17 protein-coding genes are annotated in these 25,531 nt (G+C 61.5%); 9 read left to right on the forward strand and 8 right to left on the reverse strand.

The window, feature by feature from the left end; translation table 11 throughout:
* Positions 1-20: 20 nt before the first annotated feature.
* From HMPREF9452_RS07700 to HMPREF9452_RS07710, 3 genes are all read left to right on the forward strand, one after another.
* Entirely contained in the window at positions 21-317 is a 297-nt protein-coding gene (locus HMPREF9452_RS07700) for a PTS sugar transporter subunit IIB (protein ID WP_009141573.1), read from the forward strand.
* A gap of 173 nt (positions 318-490) precedes the next feature.
* A complete protein-coding gene (locus HMPREF9452_RS07705; protein ID WP_009141574.1) occupies positions 491-1,096 on the forward strand; it encodes a metallophosphoesterase in 606 nt (201 codons plus the stop codon).
* A 361-nt stretch (positions 1,097-1,457) separates the two neighbouring features.
* Complete coding sequence (locus tag HMPREF9452_RS07710; protein ID WP_009141575.1) at positions 1,458-3,269, forward strand: DUF2130 domain-containing protein; 1,812 nt, start codon at positions 1,458-1,460, stop codon at positions 3,267-3,269.
* Between the two features lie 277 nt (positions 3,270-3,546).
* On the opposite strand, the gene HMPREF9452_RS07715 is transcribed toward HMPREF9452_RS07710, so the two are convergent.
* Positions 3,547-4,107, reverse strand: coding sequence for a ferritin family protein (locus HMPREF9452_RS07715; protein ID WP_009141576.1), 561 nt, complete (start codon positions 4,105-4,107; stop codon positions 3,547-3,549).
* A 345-nt stretch (positions 4,108-4,452) separates the two neighbouring features.
* Here HMPREF9452_RS07715 and thpR point away from each other — a divergent pair, with 345 nt between their 5' ends.
* Together thpR and guaA are read left to right on the forward strand one after the other, a co-directional pair.
* The gene (gene thpR, locus HMPREF9452_RS07720) at positions 4,453-4,980 is read left to right on the forward strand and encodes an RNA 2',3'-cyclic phosphodiesterase (RefSeq protein WP_009141577.1); all 528 of its coding nucleotides are present in this window, start codon (positions 4,453-4,455) and stop codon (positions 4,978-4,980) included.
* 159 nt (positions 4,981-5,139) lie between these two features.
* Positions 5,140-6,123: a glutamine-hydrolyzing GMP synthase gene (gene guaA / locus HMPREF9452_RS07725; RefSeq protein WP_009141578.1), complete on the forward strand. Its 984-nt coding sequence runs from the start codon at positions 5,140-5,142 to the stop codon at positions 6,121-6,123.
* A 446-nt stretch (positions 6,124-6,569) separates the two neighbouring features.
* Here guaA and HMPREF9452_RS07730 read toward each other — a convergent pair whose 3' ends face one another.
* The 3 genes from HMPREF9452_RS07730 to HMPREF9452_RS07745 all read right to left on the reverse strand — a co-directional run bounded on the left by HMPREF9452_RS07730 (position 6,570) and on the right by HMPREF9452_RS07745 (position 14,498).
* The gene (locus HMPREF9452_RS07730; protein ID WP_009141579.1) at positions 6,570-7,958 is read right to left on the reverse strand and encodes a helix-turn-helix domain-containing protein; all 1,389 of its coding nucleotides are present in this window, start codon (positions 7,956-7,958) and stop codon (positions 6,570-6,572) included.
* Positions 7,959-8,101: 143 nt separating this feature from the next.
* Entirely contained in the window at positions 8,102-8,962 is an 861-nt protein-coding gene (locus HMPREF9452_RS07735) for a hypothetical protein (protein WP_009141580.1), read from the reverse strand.
* Between the two features lie 250 nt (positions 8,963-9,212).
* Positions 9,213-14,498 (reverse strand): discoidin domain-containing protein, encoded by a 5,286-nt coding sequence (locus HMPREF9452_RS07745; RefSeq protein ID WP_009141581.1) that lies wholly within the window; start codon positions 14,496-14,498, stop codon positions 9,213-9,215.
* Positions 14,499-14,957: 459 nt separating this feature from the next.
* On the opposite strand from HMPREF9452_RS07745, the gene HMPREF9452_RS11590 reads away from it, so the two are divergent.
* A complete protein-coding gene (locus HMPREF9452_RS11590) occupies positions 14,958-15,533 on the forward strand; it encodes a Na+/H+ antiporter NhaC family protein (protein WP_187116509.1) in 576 nt (191 codons plus the stop codon).
* Between the two features lie 45 nt (positions 15,534-15,578).
* A complete protein-coding gene (locus HMPREF9452_RS11595) occupies positions 15,579-16,265 on the forward strand; it encodes a Na+/H+ antiporter NhaC family protein (RefSeq protein WP_009141583.1) in 687 nt (228 codons plus the stop codon).
* A 490-nt stretch (positions 16,266-16,755) separates the two neighbouring features.
* Here HMPREF9452_RS11595 and HMPREF9452_RS07755 read toward each other — a convergent pair whose 3' ends face one another.
* From HMPREF9452_RS07755 to trmB, 3 genes are all read right to left on the reverse strand, one after another.
* Positions 16,756-19,593, reverse strand: coding sequence for a DEAD/DEAH box helicase (locus HMPREF9452_RS07755; protein ID WP_009141584.1), 2,838 nt, complete (start codon positions 19,591-19,593; stop codon positions 16,756-16,758).
* 470 nt (positions 19,594-20,063) lie between these two features.
* Entirely contained in the window at positions 20,064-20,999 is a 936-nt protein-coding gene (locus HMPREF9452_RS07760; RefSeq protein WP_009141585.1) for a 3-hydroxyacyl-CoA dehydrogenase, read from the reverse strand.
* A 245-nt stretch (positions 21,000-21,244) separates the two neighbouring features.
* Positions 21,245-22,105, reverse strand: a complete 861-nt coding sequence (gene trmB / locus HMPREF9452_RS07765; protein ID WP_009141586.1) for a tRNA (guanine(46)-N(7))-methyltransferase TrmB — start codon at positions 22,103-22,105, stop codon at positions 21,245-21,247.
* Positions 22,106-22,413: 308 nt separating this feature from the next.
* On the opposite strand from trmB, the gene HMPREF9452_RS11850 reads away from it, so the two are divergent.
* Complete coding sequence (locus HMPREF9452_RS11850) at positions 22,414-22,560, forward strand: hypothetical protein (RefSeq protein ID WP_009141587.1); 147 nt, start codon at positions 22,414-22,416, stop codon at positions 22,558-22,560.
* Positions 22,561-22,620: 60 nt separating this feature from the next.
* On the opposite strand, the gene HMPREF9452_RS07770 is transcribed toward HMPREF9452_RS11850, so the two are convergent.
* Positions 22,621-23,448, reverse strand: coding sequence for a class I SAM-dependent methyltransferase (locus tag HMPREF9452_RS07770; protein ID WP_009141588.1), 828 nt, complete (start codon positions 23,446-23,448; stop codon positions 22,621-22,623).
* 134 nt (positions 23,449-23,582) lie between these two features.
* On the opposite strand from HMPREF9452_RS07770, the gene HMPREF9452_RS07775 reads away from it, so the two are divergent.
* On the forward strand, positions 23,583-25,490 hold the full coding sequence (locus HMPREF9452_RS07775; protein WP_009141589.1) for an elongator complex protein 3: 1,908 nt from the start codon (positions 23,583-23,585) through the stop codon (positions 25,488-25,490).
* The last annotated feature ends 41 nt before the right edge of the window (positions 25,491-25,531 follow it).

The following is a 25,531-nucleotide window of genomic DNA, read 5'->3' on the forward strand; positions in this document are numbered from 1 at the left end:
CTCAGAAGGGGTTGGTCAATATGAAATGGATGCTATGCTGTTTTGCAGGCATGACGACAAGTATTCTGGGTGCGAAGCTTGAGGAAGAGGCCCGTGGACGTGGCCTGGACGTTGAAGTAAAGGTGTTTCCCATTGCTGAGGCCGAGTCGGCAATGGACGGCATGCAGGCGATTCTACTTGGTCCGCATGTTAAGTATATGGCCGAAGAACTTGCGAAAACTGCTGGGGATATTCCCATCTACATCATTCCTCCCCAGGACTTTGGAATGATGAATACTAAGAAGATTGTCGATGCGGTTCTTGAGGCTATAGGATAGAGTTCCTGGCTTTGTTGCTTGGTGAGGGCGGGCGTTCTGGTTGGGACGCCCGCTTGTTTTGCTTTAATGCCGATAATTGAAATTGGACACCAATAGTTGATGAAGCTGCTTTACATCTTGGTAGAGAATGGGGCTGGCTAGATTGCTATGGGAATATGGGGGATAGCTTTCTTATGATCTGGTTTACCGCTGATACGCACTTTGGGCATGCCAACATCATTCCGGCTGCCGACCGCCCGTTCTCGTCCATAGGCCGCATGAACTCGCAGCTTATCGCCAGCATCAACGACCGCGTGAGCATGACGGACACGCTCTACGTGCTGGGCGACTTCTCGTACCGCATCACGGTTGAGCAGGCGTATGCGCTGCGGCGCCGCATCAACTGCCGCAAGGTGATCCTGGTGCGCGGCAACCATGACAAGGGGTGGGGCGAGCCCGGTCATCCGCCGGCGTTTAGCGAGGTGCTGGATTACGCGGAGCTCAAGCCCGGTATGTGCCACGGCCAGCGCATGTGCATGCTGCATTACCCCATGCTCAGCTGGAACGGTAAGTGGCGCCATGCTATCCACCTGCACGGGCACATCCATGCCAAGCCGGAGTACAACCTGCGCAACCGCGATTTGGGCATTTTGCGCTACGACGTGGGGGTGGATGCCAACAACTACTGCCCCGTGAGCCGCGACGAGATCCTTGCGTTCTTTAAGGGCGTGGACCCCGTGCCGGATTCCGACCGCGAGCGTCGGCTGTTGGAGCGCGGCGATCAGGCGCGGGACGAGTAGGCGCGGGCGGACAATCCGTACGATTCGCAGGTTATCGCCATCAAAGACGCGGCGAGATGCTTGGCTCCGTGACCGGCGCTCGCGGCGTTCCCTTTCGCTTCGTTTCCGGCTTATGTATCGGAAGTGAATGCGCTTTCACTTCCGTTAGCACTACCTATTGGGAAGTGAACTAGGCGTAGACGCCGATAGGAATCCCCGATGGGAATCCCGCAGCGCCGCGGCGCATCCCTGTTCGGTACAAATTAAGTCCGCACGAGCGGGTATAGTTGAAAGAGTTTAAAGGCCCATCGGTTTGAAGGCTCCGGCAACCCAGCTGACAGCATTTTTGACCGGTCGCCAGGCGGTAAAGGCGGGAGCGCGTATGAATGAGATCAAGTGCCCAAAGTGCGGAACGGTTTTTCAGGTTGATGAGACCGGGTACGCTGACATTATGAAGCAGGTTCGCGACCAGGAGTTTGCGGACGAGCTTTCCGAGCGTATGCAGATGCTCACCCGCGAGAAGGAGCAGGCGCTGCAGCTTGCCCGCGCGGACGCGGAGGCCACGCTGCAGCAGAGCATGGCGCAGCGCGATGCGGAGCTGGCGCAGCTCAAGGCCAAGCGCGATGCCGACCTTGCCGACCTTACGGCTCGCCGCGACGCAGAGCTGGCGCAGGTGACCGCCCAGCGCGATGCCCAAGTGGCCGAGCTCACCGCCAAGCTTGAGGCGGCGGTGGGGGAGCGCGCGCTTGCCAGCGAGCAGGCTGCGGCGCAGGCCCGCGCGGAATCGCAGAAGACGGCGGCGGAGCTGCAGCATCAGGTGGACGAGCTCAAGGCGCAGCTTGCCCAGCGCGACAACCAGGCACAGATTGAGCAGGCCCGCCTGCGCGAGGAGTCCCGCGAGCAGGCGGCGGCGGAGGCCGAGCGCCTACGCACCCAGGCAGAGCAGGAGCGCCGTACGCTGCAGGAACAGCTGCAGCAGGCGACCTCCCAGGCAGTCCAGCTCAAGGTGCAGCTGGATGCGGCGGCAAGCCAGCGCGACCTTGCCGTGGAGGCGGCTCGCTCCCAGGCGCAGCAGGCCATGCAAGAGCAGATATCCTCGTCCAAACAAGAAGTGGCGGACCTTAAATCCAAGCTGGAGTCCCAAAAGGGTGCGGCGGAGATAGCCCGCATGCAAGCCGTCGCCGCGGTCGAGCGCGAGCGCGACGACGCACGGGCGGCCCTTGCTCGCGAGCAGGCCGTGCGCGATTCCGAGCGCCAGCAGGTGCAGGCCGCCCATGAGCTTGAGTTGGAGCAGACCCGCAAGGCCAACGCGGAAATCGTCCGCTTTAAGGACGAGGAGATCGAGCGCCTGCGCGACATGAAGGCGCGCCTCTCTACCAAGATGGTGGGCGAGACCCTGGAGCAGCACTGCGAGACCGAGTTCAACCGCCTGCGCATGACGGCGTTTCCCAACGCGTACTTTGAGAAGGACAACGACGCGTCCGAGGGCACCAAGGGCGACTTCATCTTCCGCGAGTGCGATGAGGACGGCAACGAGATCATCTCGATCATGTTCGAGATGAAAAACGAGAACGACACCACGGCCACCAAGCACAAGAACGAGGACTTCTTTAAGAAGCTCGACCACGACCGCACGCAGAAGGGCTGCGAGTACGCGGTGCTGGTGACGCTGCTTGAGCCGGAAAGCGAGCTGTACAACGCGGGCATTGTGGACGTGAGCTACCGCTATCCCAAGATGTACGTGATTCGTCCGCAGTTCTTCATTCCCATGATCACGCTGCTGCGCAACGCCGCCATGAACTCGCTTACCTACAAGCAGGAGCTTGAGCTGGCGCGCCGCCAGAACATCGACGTGACCAACTTTGAGGCCAAGATGGAGGAGTTCAAGACCGGCTTTGCTCGCAACTACGACCTGGCGAGCAGGAAGTTCCAGACAGCGATCGATGAGATCGACAAGACCATCTCGCACCTGCAAAAGACCAAGGAGGCTCTGCTTTCTTCTGAGAACAACCTGCGCCTGGCCAACAACAAGGCAGAGGAGCTGACCATTCGCAAACTCACTTGGCACAACAAGACCATGAAGGCGAAGTTTGACGAAGCACGTACCGCGGCGGAAGAAGCTGCCCGCGACGGCGTGTCGATTGAGGCGGCGGACGGCGCGGAGCCGGATCCCGCGGACAGCTACGAGGTGTAGCGCTTCGCGGTGCATGTCCGGCGCGTGCGACTCTGGTGTGCGCACCGCGGATTGAGATAAATGCCCTATAGGACCACGACAGCTTGCATAGAAAACGCGGCCGCCTGCAAAGGATAATCCTGCAGGCGGCCGCGTTGGTTTTGCCGGGTATTGGGGGACAGGCCCTGAACGTCCATCTAAATAAAATACGGGACGACCCGCATATGCGAGCCGTCCCGTATGTCTAGCAGCTAGAATGCGTGCTACGGAGCCGGATGACCGGTGTGTCCGTTGTGGCTTAGCCGAAGTAGCGCTTGAGCAGGCCAGCGAAAGCCTTGCCGTGGCGAGCCTCGTCACGAGCCATCTCGTGAACGGTGTCGTGGATGGCGTCCAGGCCGGCAGCCTTGGCGCGCTTGGCCAGGTCGGTCTTGCCAGCGGTAGCGCCGTTCTCGGCCTCAACGCGCATCTCGAGGTTCTTCTTGGTGGAGTCGGTTACGACCTCGCCCAGGAGCTCAGCGAACTTGGAAGCGTGCTCGGCCTCCTCGTAAGCTGCCTTCTCCCAGTACAGGCCGATCTCGGGATAGCCCTCGCGATGAGCAACGCGAGCCATGGCCAGGTACATACCAACCTCGGTGCACTCGCCCTCAAAGTTGGCGCGCAGGTCGTTAACGATGTCCTCGGAGACCTCGGGGAGCTTGCCAACGCCGATGACGTGCTCGGCGGCCCAGGTCATCTCGGTGTCGCTCTGCTTGATGAAGCGGTCGCCGGAAACGCCGCACTGGGGGCACTTGAAATCGGCGGGCAGCTCCTCGCCGTCGAACTCCTCAACGTAACCGCAAACGGGGCATACAAACTTCATGACCTTCTCCATTCGGTCGCAGGCGATAGTGCGGGCGCCCAGTCCCTGTGGGCCCTCTCCGGGCAACCGCACTTGGTACGATTTTCATTATGCGGAGAATGGGGCTTGCTTAGACTCATATTGATACTCATTCTCAAAAACATCGCAATAAGTTAAATGTGGCTTACTATGAACAAATGATATCCCGATGGGCGCGCGGCTGCGCATGGCGACGTTGGCGGAATGCCGCCGTGCGCTTGCGGGCGCGTCGCGCCATGTTGCGCACAACGGGTACAACCTGGTGGAATGCAACGCCGATATCGCATGATTGGCTTGCGATCGCTCCGTTGCGGTGGGGGAGTAAGCATGAGAACTTTTATAGCCCTGGATCTGCCCAATGAACTAATCGAACAGGTTGCCGATTTATCTCGACAGCTTTCTTCTATGGTGCGCGGACGGTTTGTTGCGCGTTCCACCTACCATGTGACGCTTGCGTTTTTGGGCGAGATTAGCGAGGCGGAGGCGCGCCGTGTTATGGACGTTTTGGACACCGCGTGCGCTCATGCCGCCGCGATCCGGTTGGTGCCGGACGGCCTGGGGATCTACGGCAAGCCGGTCGACGCGACTTTGTTGCTTAAGCTGGCGCACGGGCGCGACCTTATGAATCTCGCCATGGCGGTTCGCGAGGAGCTGCGAGCACAGGGGGTTTCATATGACGAGAAAGCGTTCGATCCGCACGTGACGCTGGCTCGACGAGCACGCGTGCTTCCGCAGGCGCTGTCCGATCTAGTCTTTCCAGCAGAAAGCTCTTCCAACAGCGTGACGCTCTATAAAAGCGAGCTCTCGCAAGAAGGGGCGACCTACAAGCCGCTCTATACCGCGCATCTGGGATAGCCGCTAATCTGTGCCGCTGATTTGGGGCTACTGATCCGGGGCTGCTAATCAAGCGTTGCTAATCCGGTGCCTGATAGCCCCTGCTTGTTGCGCCTAAGCTGCTGCGAATCCTATATACTTTTAGATTGGTATATGCACTTACACATGGGAGGAGTCCAGATGGATCCCAACAAGCGTCCTGACGACATGGTTCGCATCACCACCCCGGAGCTTGCTCGCACGTTTATCGACGAGCAGGTTGCCGCTTGCCGTGAGCAGATCGGCGACAAGAACGTGCTGCTCGCCCTTTCCGGCGGTGTGGACAGCTCCGTTGTCGCGGCCCTGCTGATCAAGGCGGTTGGCAAGCAGCTGATCTGCGTGCACGTCAACCACGGCCTTATGCGCAAGGGCGAGAGCGAGCAGGTTGTCGACGTCTTCAAGAACCAGCTGGACGCCAACCTAGTCTACGTCGACGCCACCGACCGCTTCTTGGATCTTCTGGACGGCGTTGCCGAGCCCGAGACCAAGCGCAAGATCATCGGCGCCGAGTTCATCCGCGTCTTTGAGGAAGAGGCCCGCAAGGTGGGCGACCAGGTGAGCTTCCTGGCACAGGGCACCATCTACCCCGACATCCTCGAGTCCGACGGCGTCAAGGCGCACCACAACGTTGGCGGTCTGCCCGACGACCTGCAGTTCGAGCTGTGCGAGCCCGTTCGCCTGCTGTATAAGGACGAGGTCCGCATGGTGGGTCGCGAGCTGGGCCTGCCCGAGAACATGGTCGAGCGCCAGCCGTTCCCCGGCCCCGGCCTGGGCGTGCGCTGCTTGGGCGCCATCACCCGCGACCGCCTGGAGGCCCTGCGCGAGGCCGACGCCATCCTGCGCGAGGAGTTCGCCGCAGCCGGTCTCGAGGGCAAGGTTTGGCAGTACTTTGTCTCCGTGCCCGACTTCCGCGTCACCGGCGTGAAGGACGGCAAGCGCCTCTACGAGTGGCCGGCGTTCATCCGCGCCGTCAACACCGTCGACGCCATGACCGCCGAGGTCCCCGAGCTCGACTGGGCGCTGCTCAAGAAGATCGGCGACCGCATCGCCTCCGAGGTTCCGGGCATTTGCCGCGTCCTGTACGACCTCACGCCCAAGCCTTGCGGAACGATTGAGTTCGAGTAAACGGAGCCACCGCTCGTTTCGTGAAGTCGCATAGTAATCTGCACCATAATTGCAGGTAGAAGAAGGGTTTCGCTCTGGTTGGGCGAAACTCTTCTTTCTTAGAGCGGTGGGGGATGTCAAAAAACGCCTTAGTGCGGAAAGGGCGGAGTGTCAAAAAGTGCCTTAGTGCGGGGGTTTGGTCAAATAGTGCGTTAGTACGGATTGGAGTCGCCCTGACGGGCTCGCCTTATACATCGAGCGGTGGTGCCCGAGCTTTCTAACTCGAACGACGCGAACGCTCTATTCATAAGGTACCATTACTATCTATCGCCCATTCCGCACTAACTCAATATTTGGTCCAAAATCTTCCGCACTAAGCGACTATTTGACCTAAGTTCCGCGCTAACTCGAAATTTGTCCTACCTGGAGCCTGCGTCCTTCTTCTGGTCGATAATTCAGATTAGAAGCTATCGCCAGCCGCGGTGGGCAAACTGCAGCGCCTCCATCGCCGCGGATACCTGGTCCACACGCTTTTGAAGCCCGCGCGCAATGTAGTCAAGCCGTCCGTTTGCGGCTGCGTGCTTGCTGTGCGAGAGAATCTCGACCGCCTCGTCCACAAAACCGGATAAAGCAGCGTGATCAAAAGCGGTGGGGTCATACCATGAAAGGTCGTTGGCAAGCGCCAGCTGGTGCGCGGGATTGGGTTCAAACGGCCTGCTTTGAAACGTCCAGTCGTTTCGCTCTACCTGCTGCGGCGTCTTGTTGTACCACAGCGAGTTGCCGGAGTCGAAAAGAGGCGCGGGGCGCATCTGCAGCGTGTCGACCGAGCGGATAAAGCCAAAGTTGCACCAATGCCGGTCCGTGTTCGCAAGGATTGCGTCGCATACGATCATCTGCGACAGCGCACAGTGCATGTTAGCGGCATCGCATGCGTGGCGCTCCGCAAAGCGGACCAGGCGATCGTACGTTGTGGCCCCGCGCATGGAAGAAAGGTCGCCGCGAACAAGCGCCGCCGGAACGTACTCCTCGCGCTCGCCCAAGAAATTGGGGCATAGGCACAAGGGGCCGTCTTGGATGTGCGCAAGGGTGTAGGGAACGTATTCGTCCGGCTGCAGCAGGCGGCAGTACAGGGCGGTCGCTACGACCTCGTTAAACGGTCGCTGGTCATCGCCCGTGCAGCCTTTGGCAAGGCAACGCACGCCATCGCGGATAACCCAGCGCTTTGGCAGCTCGCCCTCAGACGTGTTGTCGGGCGAATCGAGCCCCACCGCACTGAGCCAGTTATCCCACGCCATAAGGTTTGACTGGACAAAGTCGTTCTCAAAATAGTTGACGTCGCTCCACTGTAGGGTCTCATTGGTGGCGGGCCGCAGCCAATAACAGTCCGAGAGCGAGAGCGCCATGTTATTGAGGGGCAGCAAGGAGAAGTCGGCAATCTCGATTTGGCCAAGGCGGGCGAGCAGCCCTGGACGAGAGGCAGGAACGGACCTGTGTCCCCACCAGTCCGTGACGTTTCGGGGTTTCGTCTTGCCGCCGGAGGTGACGGTGCCAAGGGGCATGCGCGGCGCATCCAGGATCTCGCGAACAACCAGGGGGTTATCTTTCCGCGGGTCATGGCGCACCACTGCAACCTCATGGTCGGCAGACATAAGGACAAAGGTTCGCGATGCGTCGAACTCGACTGCGGCAGCCTTTCCCGCAAGGTAGCGTTCGGTCGAATCGCCATCGATCATCCGCCTGCCGCCAACAAGCGACCCCGTTAGCTCGCCTGATGAAAGCAATTGCGAGATTCGCGGCTTGGTCACGCCCAGCGCTCGTGCCGCATCTCCCATGGGAATATAGGTATCGCCACCCATTGCCGCACCACCAATCACTACCACGTTAAATAAGCGTTGACAATTACATATACGTCTACAATGATAGCAATTAATTATGTGGACGATGAAGCGTGACCGTGTTTGGATTGGCGACGTCTCCGGCTGCGGCGGCACGGCGCCCGTTACAGGGAGCACGCCAGAAGGTCCGGGCGCTGCAGGACTCGTCGCAGCGAGTTGGACAGATGCGCCAGGCGATTATCGAGCATCGCCAGCGCGCCAAAGGCGTAGTGGCTGCGCCCTTCCTCGTCCTCGATAATCAGCGTCCATGTGCCGCTATTCGATTCGTACACGTTGCAGCAATGGCATCCCATCCAGTCAGACGCTTCATCGAGCAAGCGGGCGGCTTCGTCCTTCGATATGGAGATGTAGGAGTCGGATGAGATGCAGCTGCGCCCGTATTCGTCCAAATAATGATCGACCAGGCGGCAGTCGCCGTTTTGATGGAGCTCCAGCCGCTGGTGCACAAGGGGGCTTCGCGAGGGCTGCCGGCTGTGATCGTGCGTGCTCGATATAAGGTAGAGCGCGGTGGGCTGGCAGGTCAGCGGCGCGGACGAGTTCTCGCCCGCGAGCTGCGCCAATCGTTCGAGCGCTAGGATGAACCACAGGCGCACCTCGTGCCCCGCGGCTTTGCAGCGGGCCTTGTCCGTCGCCCAGAAATGATGGCTCACCAGGTGCGAAACCTGATCCCATTTTGACATGACGGCCGATCCCAGAAGCGAGGCGTCCGTGACGGCGGGCAGATGCCAGTCCAGCTCCTCGAGGTTGTCGAAGGCGCCGGGATACGTGGCGTCGAAGGCCTCGCCCGCATCGTCCATATATCCAAGCGCGGCGCAGCCGGCGCGAAACTCGCCTGTGTCCAGCAGCTGGTGCAGGTTTTGGCGGCTGTCCCTAAAGCGCGGCAGCCATTTGCGGGTGAAGTCTCGCAGGGCGTTGGCAGCGGCTGCGGCGGGGGCCGCGTCGGCGGCTGCGGTAGTGGACGTCATGGGCTCCTCCTTTGTATCGATGGCTCGAATATAGGGAGGGGCTCGCTGCCGCGCTGTACCTTTTGTTAGCCGATGCGCCTTGGGTTGGCGGCTCCGCTCCGCCGCCCGCCCGCCATGGCCACTCCCCGTTTGCCGCCTGCAAATAAAGTGGGCGCCCCGCCTGCGAACGTGCAAGCGGGGCGCCCTGTCGTACGGGGTTGCTAAGTGGGTTGTGGAGTCGCTGGCTTTGGGGCCGCGATTCCTGGGGTTGCTACTGCGCTTGTTCCTGCGCCTCGAAGTAGCGCATCAATATGGTTGCGACTTCAGCGCGGGAAGCCACGTCGCCGGGCTTGAGCTCACCGGAGTCCAGGCCCTTGATAAAGCCCTCCTCAACAGCCCATTTCATGGCGTTGCCGGCGAAATCGGACACCTTGCCGGCATCGGGGAACTTGGACAGGTCGCCACGGCCCGAGGTATCGACGCCGTTCTTCTGGGCAAAGCGCATCAAGAACACCGCCACCTGCTCGCGCGTGACCGCGTGGTCGGGGCCAAAGTCATTGGTGCCGTCGTAACCGCTGACAATGCCGTTCTCGGCGCCCCAGGCGACCACGCCCGCAAACCAGTCGTCGGCGTCGACATCGCCAAATGTACCGCCTTTGCCGTCCAGCTTGCCGTTGTCGGCGCCGGCGGCGCGCGCCAGCATGGCGACAAATTGCGCGCGGCTGGTGGTGTCGCTTGGGCCCATCAAGTTGGTACCTTCGTAGCCCCGCAGGTAGCCCTTCTCAAGTGCCCAGTCGATGGGGTCGTGGTACCACTGGCTCGCGTCGATGTCGGCAAACTTGTGGGTTTCGCATAGATCGCCGCCGTCGCAGCCAAAGACCACGTTCACCTCGACGTCGCCCTGGGGCATGGTGAACTCAAACTCACCTTTCTCGTTCTTGCGGACCTCGACCTTGTTGCCGTCCTTATCCGTGACGGAGATGCTGCGGACCTCCTTGCCCGCCTGCGGCTTGGGGTAAACGGTGACTTTATCGCCCGCATCCGGGTTCTTAGGGCTCACCTCCACCTTGCCGCCGGGGTGCGCGGGGATCTCGATATCGTCCTTGGCGGGCGGCTGCGGGGTCACGGGCGGCTGGGGTTCGGGATCGGGCGTGGGCGCCGGCGCTCCCTCAAGGCGAAGGTTGAGGATTGCCTCCATGAGCGACAACCTCATGGCGTTGGCGTCGTTGATGGTGGGGGAGCCCTGGGCAAGTGCCTTGGCCTCGGCGATCTTCGAGGTCAGCGCGTCATAGGTTTGGGACGAGAACGCCGCGGCGCCTTCTCCCTGCTTGACGGCCTCCGCCGCGGCGATTTGCGCTTTCAGTGCTGCGGTGTCCGCAACGGCGTTGGCGTCGTGCAGGCGAAGCTCCGCTGCTGACGCAAAGCCGCCCTCGCCCTCAATGTAGACCAGCTTGACGGCGCGGACGTTGTCCTGGCGCTCGAAGCTGATGAGGTAGGGGTCGCGGGTGAGGTTCTTGATGGTTCCGTCCGCGACCTTCTTGAAGGTCTTGCCGTCGGCGGAGACGTGGACCTCGTACTTCTTAAGCTCGCCGTTGGTGCCGGTTTGGCGCGGGGTGTAGACAATGCCGTCCACGCCCAGCGGCTGCTCCGAGCTTAGGGTGATGTGGTGCTGTCCCGTGCACTTGTCTGGGCTGTAGCGAGAATGCCAGATGCTGCCGGTGTTGCCGTCCAGAGCGCTTGCCGCCTTGCCGTCGCCGTTCTCGCAGTCCGCGGTCGCCTTCAGCAGGGCGGGGTCCACCACGCTCAGGTCGGCGACGGGCTTGAGCTTGAGTTCGTCCAGGGCGCTGACCAGGGATTTCTCATAGTTGTCCACAACATCCTGCTGCGAGGCGCTCATGTTGCGAACGATGCTGTCGCGGGCAATCGTGACGGCGCGCGCACCGGCGTCCTCGTACTCGGAGAGGTCGGCGGGGATGATGGCGAGGTAGGCGTCGATCCGGCCGTAGTCGGCCTTCTTGTAGCCTGCGGCGTCCAGCTTGGCCTCGATCTTGGCGGCGAGATCGGCGATGGCGTCTGCCGACGGGTCGTACTGGCGGAAGACCTCTGCAGCCTGGGACAGCATGCCCTGCAGCTCCGCGTCACCCTTGATGGCGGGGTTCTTGGAGGCCAGCAGGTTCGCCTTCACCACGGCGTGGTCCAGGGGCATGGTGGAGTTGAAGTCTTTAGCGGTGCCCAGACGGATATCGTCCACATAACCCGCGAACGCGTTGCCGGATTCGCTGCCAACGGTGCCTACGGGCAGCATGCAGGTGGCCTTGATCTGGGCGCGCGCATTGGTGCCGATGGTGTCGACCAGCTTGCCGTCCACATACAGATGGGTCTTCTCGAACTCGTTTTTGAACTCGAGTTCAACCCACTGGTTGGCGGGCAGGGCGTAGTTGAAGGAATACGCGCGGTTCTCGCGGGTGATGCCCACTTTGCCGGTTTTCTCCTGGACGGCCATGATCTTGCCGTAGGGGGACTCGAACAGCACCTGCGCGTCCTTGGAATTGTCCGTGCGCTTGACCTTGACGCGCAGGCTGTTGCCCAGACCGGCGGTCTCGATGCCATCTAGCTTGGCAAAGGACTTGCCGCCGTTGAGATGCAGTGCCTGGCGCCCGTCGACGCTCTCAAGCTCGGCGTTCTCCATCTTGCCCAGGGCGTGCTTCTGGCCGGATGCATCGTCCAAAGAATCCATGGTGAGATGGGCGATCGAGCCTTGCTGGCTGGCCTTTTGCTCGTAGCCAAAGTTGGTGGAGGGGGCGTCGCCCAGCTGCTTCACGCGCTCTTGCGCGGCGGCGAGGTCGACGGCGCCGGTCTTGCCCCAGGTGTTGGCGGCGAACAGGCCCAGCGCGCCGTCGATGCGGCGGTAGATGTCGTACTCGCTCATGCCGTTTTCTTGGAAGTCGCACATGTCGTTCCATACGGCGAAGGCGCCGCCGGAGATCTGCGGGTCGCCCGCGGGGATCTCGAAGCCGCTGATCTCGTTGACCTTGTCGTTGTAGCAGGAGTTCTGGTTGAGGTAGTCATAGTAGTAGCCGGCGTTGGGGACGATGTAGAACGCGCCGTCCTGGCAGTCGATCAGCTCGAAGCCAAGGTCGTACATTGATTTCATGTCCGCCCAGCCGGGGTTCCACAGGTTCATCTGGCGGCGCTTGCCGGTATCGGAGACGCCCTTGACCGCCACGTCGCCTTTGATCTCCGAGAGCGAGCCCCATACGCGGGCGGTCTTGCCGTTGTCCTCCGCGTACGTGAACATGTCGTTCACAAAGCGGCGGTAGGCGTTGCCGTCTGCGTTGTACTCGTCCGCGCCGATGTGGATCACGTCCGCGTCCGCGAAGACGGCCGCATCGCCGCCCTGCACGTACTCGTCAAAGATACCCTGGACAAACGACAGGCTCTCGTCGTACTGGTTCTTGAGGTCCAGATGGTCGGTTGCGCGACCGGCGGTGCCGTGGCGCAGGTCCGGGCGCACCTTGGTGAGGGCGAGCGAGTGGGCGGGGGTATCGATCTCTGGGATGATGTTCACGCCCAGCGCGCGCGAGTGCTCGATGTAGGCCTTGAAGTCCTTCTTGGTGTACCACACGTCCTTAGCGGTAAGGTCCGCCTGGTTCTTGCCCTCGCCGGCCTTGACGTCCGATTCCAGGCGGAAGGCGGAGTAGGCCTGCATGGGGTCTTTGAGCTGCTCGAGCGGGATGAGGTTGTCGTTGAGGTGGATCTGCAGGTCGTTCATCTTGTACCAGGACATCTGGTCGGTGAGCTGGCGCAGCCACTCGATGGTGAACGTCTTGCGGCCCACGTCTAGGATGAAGCCGCGGACTTTGTGCAGCGGGTAGTCGCGTGCGGTGCCGCAGGGGAAGTCGCCGGTCTGCTTGACGCTTTGCAGGATGGTTTTGGAGCCCCAGTTGGCGCCCGCCACGGCCTCTGCGCTGACGGTGATCTTGTCCGCGGTGGCCTCGATGAGGTAGCCCTCCTCCTTAAGGCCGCGCTTCTTGTCCGCGCCCAGGGTGAAGAAGACGTCTCCGGCCTGGGCGGCGTCCGCCTTGGCGACCTCTATGCCGCGGCCGGTGAGCGCTTGGTAGTCCGAGGCGAACTGCTCGGCCATCTCTTTAAGGGAGGCGTCCTTGTAGGTGACGCGGGCAAAGGCGGTGAATCGACCCGTGCCGCCCTTCCATTCACGCAGCTCGGGAAGGATGACCGGAGCGGCCTCGCCCTGCTCGCTGCCCTTCATGGAGCCGGGCACGGTGACCTCGACCTCGCGGAAGGAGTACGCCTTGGTCTTCTCGTCCACCACCTTGAAGGACGCCTTGACCTTGGTGTCCACGATGGGCTGGTAGATGGTGCCGTCCGCATCGATGACCTGCTCGTAGTCCGTGCCGTTGTAGGTGATCTGGTAGCCCTCGTGCTTGGGCAGGGTGATCTGGTCGGTGAAGTTCTTGGCGGGGTCGATTTCTGCGTTGACGGTGATGCCCGAGAGCATGTCGCCCATGCTTGTGGCCGGCTCGCCTCCGTAGACCTCCATCTCGTAGAGCGAGACGGTGCCCCAGGCGGTGCCGCCATCCGGGTCGCTATAGGTGCTGCCGTTGATGTAGAGGCGCACGTAGCGGGCCTGCTTCGCGGTGTCGCCCAGGGTGATGGTCTCCATCTTTGCGGCGGGATGGTCGTTGTTGGTGTAGGCGTCTACCCAGCTGCTCTCCTGGTTGAGGTCCGCGCCGTCTTGCGCCAGCTGGATCTTGTAGCCCTTGGCCTTGCGCTGCTCCCAGAACAGGCGGATGGTCTTGACGTCGCGGGTCTGGCCCAAGTCGACGTAGACCCAGTGAGGGGTGGTGGGGCAGGCGCTCTCGCTGGCGGAAGCGCTTGACCAGCGGGATTCGCGCTTATCGACCTTGCCGTCAAAGAGATTGTTTGGCCCTAGGGTGTCCGCCTCCTCGCTGTCTGAGACGCCGGTCATTTTGAGGGCGACGTTGGCTGCAGGGTCCTGTGTTTGCTGCGAGCCGTCATCGTCCGCGGAGTTCATGATGGTAAAATCGCAGGCGCTGACATTGGGGTACTTGGAAACCTTGGTGACCAGCAGCTTTACGTAGCGGCCTGTGACGGGCTTTTCGAGCTTGATGGTCGAGACGGCGTCTTTGTTGCCGGTGACGGCCCTCTTCGCTTCGCCCCAGCCGTCTTCCTTGCTGGAATCTGATACAAAGATTTGGAAGTCGACCGCGTGCTCGGTGGCGCTTTCCCAGGTGATCTCGAACGTGTCGAAGGTCTTTGACTCTTCGAGGTCTAAGATCGCCCACTGGGGGACGTTTTGCTCTGCGGACCAACGCGAACCCTTGGTCTTGTCGTCATCGGTAAGCTTGGTGGTGGTGTTCTTGCCGCTGGCGTCTCTGCTTACGGTGACCGGCTTGCCCTGTGCCAGGTTCGTCGGCGCGGCGAAGACGACTGCGGGTGCGGTGAGGGACGCGGCGAGCGCCCAGGTGCATGCGCCGATCGCGACGGCCGACCCCTTCACGTAGCGGTGGTTCATAGTGCTCCTCTCGATGCGTTGCTTCACGTGGGATTCTCGAACGTGCGAGATTTTCCTATTTTCGGGAGCGCGTTTTTTGCCGTGGGCGGCGAGTCGGCGTGCGGTTCTAGGCGGCGCGTGGTTGCTCATGTTCGTTCGAACAGATTCTGAGAACGTGTACACATGTCGTATAAACAATATCTGCAGCTACAGGGAAGGCGCCTTGTTCGTTTTTCTGGACGATCTGCAATTATGGGAATAATCCCAGAGGCTTTCTTGCCAATCGGTGAACGGTATTAAAAATATTTGCTGGTAAATGCTGATTTTTACTAATAAATACCAACTGGTTTCTACAAAAAGTAACAAATGTATCCAATTGCTGGACGCTGGTTGCGCTTCTTTGCCTATGGGCATACCCGTAGCCAAACCCCTTGCCCGCGCGTATCCTAAATGGTGCGAGGGGAGCTGTTTACGGAACTTGTGACTCTAGGGATATTCTGCGCAGCCTTGGTGGGCGCGATCTTTACCGGAGTGCCGACCGTGTGCGCGCTGTTTGTTGGATTGGCGGCGTTTTGCATCTATGCGTGGCGATGGAGCGGTTCGGCGCGGCGGGTTGCCCGCATGTGTTGGGAGGGAATCGCCCCTATCGCTAAGATCCTGGGCATGCTGGCGCTGATAGGCGTGCTCACGGGGCTATGGCGCGCCGCCGGCGTGATCCCCGCCATCGTGTACTACGCCGTGCCGCTCATCAGCCCTGGCGTGTTTTTGTTGGCGACTTTTCTGCTCAACTGCCTTGTTTCCGTTTTGACGGGGACCTCGTTTGGCACGGCCGCGACGGTGGGATCCATCTGCATCTCGATGGCGGGTGCCATGGGCGTACCACTTTTCGCGGCGGGCGGGGCGGCGCTTTCCGGGGCGTTTTTTGGAGACCGTTGCTCGCCCATCTCTACCAGCGCTCTTTTGGTGGCAGATCTTATCGGCACGGATTTCTACAACAACCTGAAGCGCATGGTCAAGAGCGCGGCGGTTCCCTTTGTGTTGACGTGCGCCGTGTAATTCGCGCTGGGGCCGCTTATCCCCGCAAGCGGCGAGGCGGGTGATATGGCCGCTTCGCTGGCGAGCGCATTTGCCGTGGGGCCCGTGGTTCTGCTGCCGCCGATGATCGTGTTCGCCCTGGCCTTGATGCGCGTTGATATCCTGGCGGTCATAGGGGCGGGCATCGCCTCTTCGATTCCATTGTGTCTGATGGTTCAGGACATGACCATGGCGGACGTAGCTCGCACGGCAATCTTGGGATACGCGGCTTCGCTGCCGCAGGTACGGGCGCTTTCCGGCGGCGGGCTGGCTTCAATGCTCGATGCGGTGCAGATCGTCTGCATCACCTCCGCGTATGCGGGCATTTTTAAGGAGACGCCGCTGTTGGCGGGCATCGACCGCGTGGTGCGGAGGATGTCGCGGCGGCTTTCTCCTTACGGGGTTACGCTAATGACGTCTGTGCTTACGGCGATCATTTCTTGCAACCAGACGTTGGCGATCATGCTGGCGCACCAGCTGTGCGGCGATCTCGATCAGTCTGCGAACGACCATGCCCTTGACCTGGAAGATTCCGTGGTGCTGGTGGCGGGATTGTTGCCGTGGTCCATCGCTGGGGCGGTGCCGCTGGCGTCCATGGGCGCGCCCATCACGTCGAGCATGGCGCTGGCGATCTATCTCTACGCCGTTCCCGCCTGGCGGCTGCTGTCGGGATGGTTCGCGGCGCGAGGGCGGGCGCGCTGCGCTGTGCGTTGAGCAGGGGATTGCGATTCAGGTTTGCCTGGAAGGCCTCGGGGAGCATGTTATGCATGAATGAGCGTGAAATGTGGATGTTTATGCAGGCGAAAACGGCGCTAAAAAATCGTACCCATTCGGCGTGGTCAATGAGTGCCACGAGGCGGGTAAGCAGGGGCCACCCATGCCTTTGACAAGGTCGTGCTTGTCCGCTTTGAACGTTAAAGGGTCCTTGCGGAAGTCTATTTGTTCCGCTTTACACGTACTTAATTGGAGACATGTATTAGCTATATTGCGCATACGCTTGATTTGTTTTCAACTGGCTGTGCGTATTCGCGGTGCTTCTTCCCTGCCTGGTTGGTCGCAGGGTGGGATCCGGCGGGTTTTCGCAATGTATAAAGCGAGGCTTGCCCGCCTCGTGGCGCTCATTGACCACACCGAACGGGGGCGCCATGCGTCGAGCTGATCACATGGCGCCCCCGTTCTCTTTTGCTGTCTTATTAGAGCGTTTTTAGCCCGCGGTGTCCTCGATTACGCCCGCGCGGTAGTTGGCGAACACAATGCCGTCGCCGTCCTGCGTCGCGTCCAGGTCTACATCCGCCATGATGCCGAAGTCACGGTCGCCGTCTGAATCGCTGAACACCTGGTGAACGTGCCAAACGTGGTCGGTTTTCTCGTCCGAGTCGTCAATGGAGAGGAACGCCATGGAGCGGGCGTCCGCATCGGTGAGCAGCTCTTCATGTGCTTCGAAGAACGCTTCGAGCACGCGGCGCCAGCGCAGCTCTCCCATGCCCCAATCCTCGTCCAGCGCTCCCAGCTGGTCGGCTCGGCCGCGGGCGGCGAGGCGAACGCGCTGGAACAGCGAGTTGCGCACCAGCACGGTGAGGCCGCGTCGGTCGATGACGACGGCGTCCGCGGGACGCGGGGGCGCGGCATCCAAGGTAGAGCCGGCGTTCTCCCATTCGTCCACCAGGCTGGAGTCGACCGAACGGACCACCAGGCCAAGCCAGGCCACAACGTCGTTGAGCTCTTCGTTGCGCTTGTCGTGCGGGATGGTGCGGTCCAGCGTGCGGTAGGCCTCGGTGAGGTAGCGCAGCAGGATGCCCTCGCAGCGGGCGACGTTGTAGCGGGCGATGTAGCCCTTGAAGTCGCTGCCGCTCTCCAACATGTCGCGCAGGACGCTTTTGGGCGAGAGCTCGTAGTCGCCGGCCCACGGCACCTTGGAGCAGTACTGTTCAAAGGCCGCGGCAAGCATGTCTTCCAGGGGTTTGGGATAGGTGATGTCCTGCAGCTTCTCCACGCGCTCCTCGAAGTCGATGCCCTCGGCCTTCATCTCGTTCATGGCGCGGTCGCGCGCCTGGCGCTCTTGCGCACGCAGGATCTGCTTGGGGTCTTCAAGCGTGGCTTCCGCCATGGAGATGACGTCCAGGGCGTAGGTCTCGCTTTCCGGGTCGAGCAGTTCCAGCGCGGCGAGCATGAAGGGGGAGAGCGGCTGGTCCAGCGCGAAATCTTCCGGCAGGTCGACGGTGAGGTAGTAGGAGGCATCGCCGTCCAGGAAGGCAGCGACCTCGGCATCGTTCGCGGCGCCGGATTCTGGCTCCGCCTCGGTGTCCGCATCGGGATCCGCATCGGTGTCCGCATCGGAATCCTGCTCGGGCGCGCCGGCGGGTGCGGTGGCTGCTTCCGTTTGATCGGAGAGATTCGAGGCGGCGACGGGCTTGCCGTTCTCGTCCAGCTCCTCGCGAACCACCACGCCGGCATCGATCAGCGTCGCGAAAATCTGGGCGGCGCGGGCGCGCAGGCGCTCCTTCTCCTCATCCGTCTGCAGGGAGTCTTCGATCAGGGTGAGGACGCGGCGCCAGGCGTTGCCGCCCTGCTCAACCTCTGCCAGCACCATGGAGTTGGTGATGCGCATGCGGGGCTTGAGGGTTTCCGGCGCGCTCTCGATCAGGCGGTCGAAGGTGCCCTGGTTCCAGGTGACAAAGCCCTCCGGCGGCTTCTTCTTTTTGAGCTTCTTCATCTTTTTGGGGTCACCCATGGCCTTGAGCTCGGCCTTGTGGTTCTCGATCTCGTACTCGGGCGCCTCGGCGATGACCACGCCTTCGGTATCGAAGCCGGAGCGTCCCGCGCGGCCGGCGATCTGATGGAACTCGCGCGACCGCAGGCGGCGCTGCTTGTAGCCGTCGAACTTGGTGAGGCCGGTGAGCAGCACGGTGTGGATGGGAACGTTGATGCCCACGCCCAGGGTGTCGGTACCGCAGATGACGGGCAGCAGGCCCTGTTGGGCGAGCTTCTCGACCAGCAGGCGGTAGCGCGGCAGCAACCCTGCATGGTGAAGGCCCACGCCGCAGGAGATAAGGTGCTTGAGCGTCTTGCCAAACGCCGTGGTGAAGCGCCCGCCCTTGATGGCTTCCTTGATGGCCTCGCGCTGCTCCTTGGTGGCCACGCCGTAGCTCGCCAGCGCCCGCGCGCTCGCCAGTGCGGCGTCTTGCGAGAAGTGGACGATATACAGCGGCGAGTCGCCCTGGCGTAGCGCGAGCTCGACCGTGCCCTCGAGACCGGTCTTGACGTATTCGTATGAGAGCGGCACGGGGCGCGGGGCATCGGCGATGGTCTCCACGTCGCGACCGGTGTGGCGCTCGAGCGCCTGCGAGATGGCGGTCATATCGCCCAGCGTGGCGCTCATGAGCATGAATTGGGTGTGCGGCAGCGTGAGCAGCGGCACCTGCCAGGCCCAGCCGCGGTCCGGATCGCTGAAGAAGTGGAACTCGTCCATGGCGACAAAGCCCACGTCCGTGTCCTCGCCCTCGCGAAGCGCCTGGTTGGCCAGGATCTCCGCCGTGCAGCAGATGATGGGCGCGTCCGTATTGATGTGCGAGTCGCCGGTGATCATTCCGACGTTGTCGCGCCCAAAGATGTCGACTAGGTAGAAGAACTTCTCGGACACCAGCGCCTTGATGGGGGCGGTGTAGTAGCCGCGCTGGCCGGTGGCCATGGCCATGAACATCATGCCGATCGCGACCAGCGACTTGCCCGACCCCGTGGGCGTGCCCAGGATGACGTTGCTGCCCGCGGCCAGCGCGAACAGGGCTTCTTCCTGGTGCGGCCAGGGCTCGATGCCGCGGGCCTCCACCCATTCGAGGAAGCGGCCGTATGCGTCTTCCGCGGTGAGCCAGGGCTCCGCCTCCTCGCCGTCGGCGGGTTCCCACCAGCTGGGAGCCAGTGCACCTAGCGACCCTGGGGCGTGCGCGTCGAACGCGCCGTCGGTCGCGTTTGCGTTCGCCGCTGCGGTCGCGCTTGCGTTTGCGGACGAGGAATTCTCTTGGTTGATGGCTGGGCTGTCTGGCATGGGGTCTCCGTTAGATCGCGTGTTGTTTTGCCCATTATACGGTGATGCGGGGACGTGGCCCGCTGCCGGGGTAGCTTCGCAGAAGAACTCCGTGTGCCCGTGTGCCTTGTGGGCTTATGTTTGGAATCTGGCGCAAGGATGTGGATTTGGGCGCGACCGTACCGAATCTGGGCCGCCGCGCGGAGGAGGATTCGCTAAAAGGGAACAGCCGCCCTGGCAGGAGCGGCTGTTCGTGCGGGTTTTACCCCACAATAACCTGTTCCAGGAGGGCGTACGCCTCCCGATCGCTTCCAGTATACCCGCTTTTTGACGCCCCTGCACGCCGATGTGGGTATTGCTGGGCGGCATTTGTCTTCGCGAGGCTGGTGCCGTGATGGCTGCGGGTCCGCTGTCCACGTTATGTAGGGATGTGGGCCCGCGCCCTATTGGCTGCCGTTATTCTCGACCGCGCTTGGGTCCGTGCGTGCGGATTAGTATTTGTAGAAGCCCTCGCCCGCGTTGACACCGGTTTTGCCCTCATCGATATAGCCTTTGAGGAGGGCGGCGACCTTGCCTTGAACGGTGCCGGGATCTTTGGAGCGTGGATCCATGATGCCGATGTTGTATGCGGTTGTGAGGCCGACGATGTCCAGGATGCGGAACGGCCCTAACGGGGCGCCGGTGGCAAGCATCCACGTTTTGTCAATGGTTTCGCAGTCTGCAACGCCGGTTGCCAGCAGTTCTTCTGCAGCGGAGAGGAAGGGGACAAGCAGGCTGTTCAAGATGTATCCCGGTTGCTCCTTGTGGAGTTCCAGCGGGATCATCGATATCGCCTGGGCGAATGTGACCACTTTATCGAACCCTTCTTTGCTGGTTTCTGGATGCCCCATGACCTCGGCGGTGTTGTTGCGCCAGATCTCGTTAGCGAAGTGGAGTGCCAAGTATTTCTCCGGACGGCCAGTGTATTGTGCGAAAGCGCTGGGGAGCATGGTCGACGAGTTGGTCGCGATGATTGTCTTCTCGGGAAGGTGTTTTGCGAGCTCGGTGTAGAAGGCGATCTTCTCTTCTGGATTCTTGGCGATCGCCTCGATGACGAGGTCGCAGTCGCGCGCGGCGTCCTCGTAACTTAGCGTGAAGGTGATGTTGTTCAAGGCCGCATCTGCCCGCGCCTTCAGCTGGTCGATCTCTTCTGCGCTCATGTCGGGGGAGGGGGCGAGCCCGCGGCAGTATGCCTGCGGGTTTGTTTTCATGGCTTCAAGGGTGTTGAGGTAAATTGTTCGCAGTCGTTCAAACTTGGGCTTCGCGCGCCCCACCGAGCCTTCGCTGCGAAGCCAGACGGTGACGTTGAAGCCGCAATATGCCGACTGAAAGGCGATTTGGCTGCCGAGCACTCCACCGCCGGCTACGGTAACGTTTTTGATGTCCATGGTGCTTTCTCCTTTTTATGAAATGTGACGGAAGCGACGGGTAGTCGCAGTGCCGCTACTGATGATAGAAATGCGACAACTGTTGTCATAATTCCCAAAAAGAAGAACGATAGTACCGACGGTTTTGTAAATTGGCCGGAATGCTGGAACAACCAGCAAAGGCGAGATTCGCGTTAACAAATGAACCTTTGATGAAAAGGGCGCGGGCAACCTGACTAGCTGAAACCGAGTTCCAGAAGACGGGGCTATTGCCTGCTGTTTCGAGCCTCTAGGTTCCTGCGGCGATTGCGGAACGCCGTGATCGCGAAGTTCATGCCGTGGGGAATGTAGGCGCCTTCGTAGAGGTCTTCGGGGATGTAGTCGTAGAGACTGTTGAGGGACTGTTCGCGAGCTGCTTGAAGCTGCTGCCCTGAGGGCTCCTCGTCCAGGCGGGCGCAGATGCCGTGGACGGTTGCTCCTTCTTCTACCAGTCGCTCCTCATATTCGCTCATGGGGATAGAGGGGTGGTCGGCGCGCGTATCGTGCGAGGTCCACTGAACGGTGTAGCCCGCACCTTCGAACTGCGGCAGCGAGTAATCAAAGAGGGGCTCGCTGTCCGTGCGCAAAACGACGGTGCCGCCTGGGGCAAGCAGCTTGCGGTAGTCGAGCAGGTGTTCCACGGTGGTGAGGCGCTGCGCTGCCTCGCGTTTGCGGGGGTGCGGCGTGGGGAAGTTGAGGGTGATGCTGGCGAGCTCACCGGGGGCGAACATGTGCGAAAGCTTTTCGCCGCTGCCGGGGATGAGCAGCGCGTTCTTGATGCCCGCTTCGATCACGCGCTGGGAGGCGTAGGCGATGCAGACCGGCTGCATGTCGATGCCTATGAAAAGGGCGTCCGGCTCTGCCTGCGCGGCGGCTACCAGATAGCTGCCTTTGCCGCAGCCAAGGTCGAGTCGCACCTCGCGGAAAGACCGCGGCGAGGTGCTATCCGCATGCGGATCGAGAGGCCAGCACGCCTGCGCCCAGTTCCCGGCGTAGGCTGCGGGAATGTACTCGATGGCGTCGCGATAGCGCTCCAAGCGCTCGTCCAGGACAAAGTTCTTGGGGGTTCTGGCGCGGGTCGAGCCCATTAGGCTGCTCCTTTTCATGCGGGATTGGCGGGTAGGCAAGGTGTTTCATGATACCCGCGCTTGGCGTGCGAGTTGTGCAGGGTCTGCGGTGGTTGGCGGCTCTTTATCTGCGCGAGCAGCGCGGCGGGCGAGGCAAGCGGGCTCTGATCGTGGGTTTTTATTCCTCATATGGGGTATATTTGTCAGTGCTGTACCCGGTCTAAGCGGTGGGGTTGGCCAGGCGCGTGCAGATGTGACGGATAATTGCATCGATTTTGGATTTTGCTGAGTAGACACCCCTGTTGTCTGTAAGAAGGTGCAGGTAGGAAATGTCTACCAAGCTGGTATACAAAGACTTTTTTGAAATGGATGCAATTATCCTCAAGAACTGCGCAGGCATGCTTATGCTGAAGGCTTACGAAGGCGCGAAAGTCCCGTGGGGGCTTGCTCCGCATGAATTAAATCAGCTTGCGTAGAGGGCGTGCCCCGTTTGCGCGGAGGGCACACCCCATAGGCGCATGTTTGCTGCCCCGCCCTTAAGCGTTTCGCTGGAGCACTAGGTAGCGGTTCAGGCTGTGGTTGGATCCGTCTGCCGAGAATGTGTCGATGGGCGCGGCGAGGGGCGAGGCCGATGCCGCAAGCTGGTCTATCTCGGCTGTTGAGAAATGGTGGCAATAGCGAAAGGCAGCGTCGTCGGCTTGCCAACCGAGGAGGTGGTCGCCTTCTTCCAGCGAACTGGAGGCGAAGCCCGCGAACGGAGGCTGGGCGAGTGCGAGGTCGAGGGAGCGCGCTGATTTGCGAGCGATGCGCCCATCATTCATGAACTGCCAAAACGAGACAACGACGATGCCGCCCGGGCGAACGGCGTCGATGAGCCGGCTGAGTACGGCCTGGCGAAGCTTTGCGCCCGGCACATGGTGCATGAAGCCGAAACATACGGCAAGGTCGCAGCTTGCGTGGGGAAAAGCCGTGTTGAGTGCGGAGGTCCGGGAACCTGCGATTGCGTCATCGCTTCCATACTCGTCCTCGGCGAGAAGGGAGGTCAGGATATCGAGGCTGTGGTAGTCGACGCGTGCAAGCTCGTTCATGTTCGCGGCGAGCGCGGGGCAGTTGTCGATCGCGGTGACATGTAGCGAGGTGTGCGGAAGCTGCTCTGCCAAGAAACGCTCGAATCGCAGGTTGCCGCAGGCCAGGTCGAAGACTCGGAGCGCGGCGGGCGTGTCGCCAAAGTGCTCGCGCGCGATGTCCGCCACGTGCCGCCAGCCTTCCCATGGCGCGCTGCGGGTGGCCGAGAAGGAAGCGGCGTGTTCCGCATAGAAACGCGTGTTGAGATCGATAAGGTTTTGGGCGGTGGCGTTGTCCATGTAAGGGGGGGCTTTCTGTTTGGCGAGGACGAGGGAGCGGGGCGATCTTCTCTGGTATTGCAAGCATAATCATATGCGAGTCGACAGGTGGGGGACCAAGACGATGCCCCGTTCTTTACGATACAATTCCTGCCATGGAAGACATCATTTTGAACATATTGAGCGAGCTTGCCGTCGGTCGCGAGGTCGACGACCGCTCGCTGGTGAAAATAATCAATGCCCAGGCGCGACGCGACGCCGCGGACAAGCGTGCTTACGCCAAGCGTCGTCTGCTGCCGTTCTACCAGCGCGTCAAGCGCGACGAGCCCCAGCGCTGGGCGTCCTGGGGAGTGACGCCGGAGTTGGAGGAGAAGCTGCTGGCGGTGCTGCGCATGAAGCCGCGGCGCACGGCGTCGGGCGTGGCGACCATTACGGTCATCACCAAGCCCTGGCCGTGTTCCAGCGATTGCCGCTACTGCCCCAATGATATCCGCATGCCCAAGAGCTATCTGCACGGCGAGCCCGCGTGCGAGCGCGCCGAGCAAACGTGGTTCGACCCCTACTTGCAGGTGTCCGCGCGCTTGACGGCGCTGTCGCAGATGGGGCACGCCGTCGACAAGATCGAGCTCATCGTTTTGGGCGGCACGTGGAGCGATTATCCGCGTGAGTACCAAATCTGGTTTGTGTCTGAGTTGTTCCGCGCGCTGAACGATAGCGCGATAGCGGACGTGGCCGCCAACCCCATGCTTGCGGATAACCCTTCTGCTCTCGATGCGGCGATGTGCGCGGACGCGAACTCTCAGCGAGACGCCGGCGTTCCGGCGTACGTGGCTGCCCGTCGAGCGTTTTATCGCGAGTGCGGCTTCCCGCAGACCGCCGAAGAGTTCGCTGCGTTCGCGGCGGAACAGCAGCGCGCTATCGATACGGGCGAGCTCAACTACAATCGCGCGTTCGCTCGTCTTTATGGCGAAAGCGATGCATGGGTCCGCGCCACGCAGATGCAATCCGCCACGCTGGAAGAACTCGTCCAGCTTCAGCACGCCAACGAGACCGCGCGCCATCGCGTGGTTGGCCTGGTGATCGAGACTCGTCCTGATGCCGTGACGCCAGACGCGCTCACGCTCATCCGGCAGTTGGGCGCAACTAAGATTCAAATGGGAATTCAAAGTCTTGACCAGCAGATTCTCGATTCCAATGATCGCGGCATCCGCATCGAGCGCATCCAGCGCGCCTTCGGGTTGCTGCGCGCCTTCGGGTTCAAGATTCACGCGCACGCCATGGTCAACCTGTTGGGCGCAACCCCGGAAAGCGACAAGTGCGACTACCGGCGCCTGGTCACCGAGGCCCCCTATCAGCCCGATGAGATCAAGCTTTATCCCTGCGCGCTCATCGAGGGGGCGCGTCTGTGTCGCGATTTCGATAGCGGCGCATGGATCCCGTATACCGAAGACGTCCTCATGGACGTGCTCGCCGCCGACGTGCTCGCCACGCCCTCGTTCTGCCGCATCTCGCGCATGATTCGCGACTTCTCGTCCAATGACATCAAAGCCGGCAACAAGAAGCCCAACCTGCGTCAAATGGTGGAGCAGCGACTCGCCGTCGGTGAGCGAGTGCGCGAGATTCGTTACCGCGAGGTGGGCACGGGCCTGGTCGACGTCAATGCGCTGCGTTTGGACGAGGTCCGCTATGAGACCTCCAATACCTCGGAGCGCTTCTTGCAGTGGGTGGACCGGGACATGCGCATCGCGGGCTTTTTGCGCCTGTCGCTGCCGCATACGGATTACCTCGCCGATCATGTGGACAAGCTGCCCGTGCGCGCGGGCGAGGCGATGATCCGCGAGGTTCACGTTTACGGCGCGGTCGCTCGCCTGGGCGAGGCAGGGGCGGCGGGCTCCGCGGCGCAGCACCTGGGTCTGGGTCGCCGACTGGTCGAGCGCGCCTGCGAAATCGCTCGCGATGAGGGATATACTCGCATCAACGTTATTTCCGCTGTGGGCACGCGCGGGTACTACCGCGGCCTGGGCTTTGAGGACAACGGCCTCTACCAGCGCCGCGATCTGTAGCCTGTTCGCTGCGTCCATTCCCAATGTCCGCTCGCAGCACC

It is taken from the genome of Collinsella tanakaei YIT 12063 (assembly GCF_000225705.1).
Lineage (GTDB): Bacteria > Actinomycetota > Coriobacteriia > Coriobacteriales > Coriobacteriaceae > Collinsella > Collinsella tanakaei.

Bases quoted from the DNA above. Each gene is read 5' to 3' on its own strand.
- HMPREF9452_RS07700 (WP_009141573.1), top strand. From the start codon at position 21: ATGAAATGGATGCTATGCTGTTTTGCAGGCATGACGACAAGTATTCTG.
- HMPREF9452_RS07705 (WP_009141574.1), top strand. From the start codon at position 491: ATGATCTGGTTTACCGCTGATACGCACTTTGGGCATGCCAACATCATT.
- HMPREF9452_RS07710 (WP_009141575.1), top strand. From the start codon at position 1,458: ATGAATGAGATCAAGTGCCCAAAGTGCGGAACGGTTTTTCAGGTTGAT.
- HMPREF9452_RS07715 (WP_009141576.1), bottom strand. From the start codon at position 4,107: ATGAAGTTTGTATGCCCCGTTTGCGGTTACGTTGAGGAGTTCGACGGC.
- thpR (WP_009141577.1), top strand. From the start codon at position 4,453: ATGAGAACTTTTATAGCCCTGGATCTGCCCAATGAACTAATCGAACAG.
- guaA (WP_009141578.1), top strand. From the start codon at position 5,140: ATGGATCCCAACAAGCGTCCTGACGACATGGTTCGCATCACCACCCCG.
- HMPREF9452_RS07730 (WP_009141579.1), bottom strand. From the start codon at position 7,958: ATGGGTGGCGATACCTATATTCCCATGGGAGATGCGGCACGAGCGCTG.
- HMPREF9452_RS07735 (WP_009141580.1), bottom strand. From the start codon at position 8,962: ATGACGTCCACTACCGCAGCCGCCGACGCGGCCCCCGCCGCAGCCGCT.
- HMPREF9452_RS07745 (WP_009141581.1), bottom strand. From the start codon at position 14,498: ATGAACCACCGCTACGTGAAGGGGTCGGCCGTCGCGATCGGCGCATGC.
- HMPREF9452_RS11595 (WP_009141583.1), top strand. From the start codon at position 15,579: ATGGCCGCTTCGCTGGCGAGCGCATTTGCCGTGGGGCCCGTGGTTCTG.
- HMPREF9452_RS07755 (WP_009141584.1), bottom strand. From the start codon at position 19,593: ATGCCAGACAGCCCAGCCATCAACCAAGAGAATTCCTCGTCCGCAAAC.
- HMPREF9452_RS07760 (WP_009141585.1), bottom strand. From the start codon at position 20,999: ATGGACATCAAAAACGTTACCGTAGCCGGCGGTGGAGTGCTCGGCAGC.
- trmB (WP_009141586.1), bottom strand. From the start codon at position 22,105: ATGGGCTCGACCCGCGCCAGAACCCCCAAGAACTTTGTCCTGGACGAG.
- HMPREF9452_RS11850 (WP_009141587.1), top strand. From the start codon at position 22,414: ATGTCTACCAAGCTGGTATACAAAGACTTTTTTGAAATGGATGCAATT.
- HMPREF9452_RS07770 (WP_009141588.1), bottom strand. From the start codon at position 23,448: ATGGACAACGCCACCGCCCAAAACCTTATCGATCTCAACACGCGTTTC.
- HMPREF9452_RS07775 (WP_009141589.1), top strand. From the start codon at position 23,583: ATGGAAGACATCATTTTGAACATATTGAGCGAGCTTGCCGTCGGTCGC.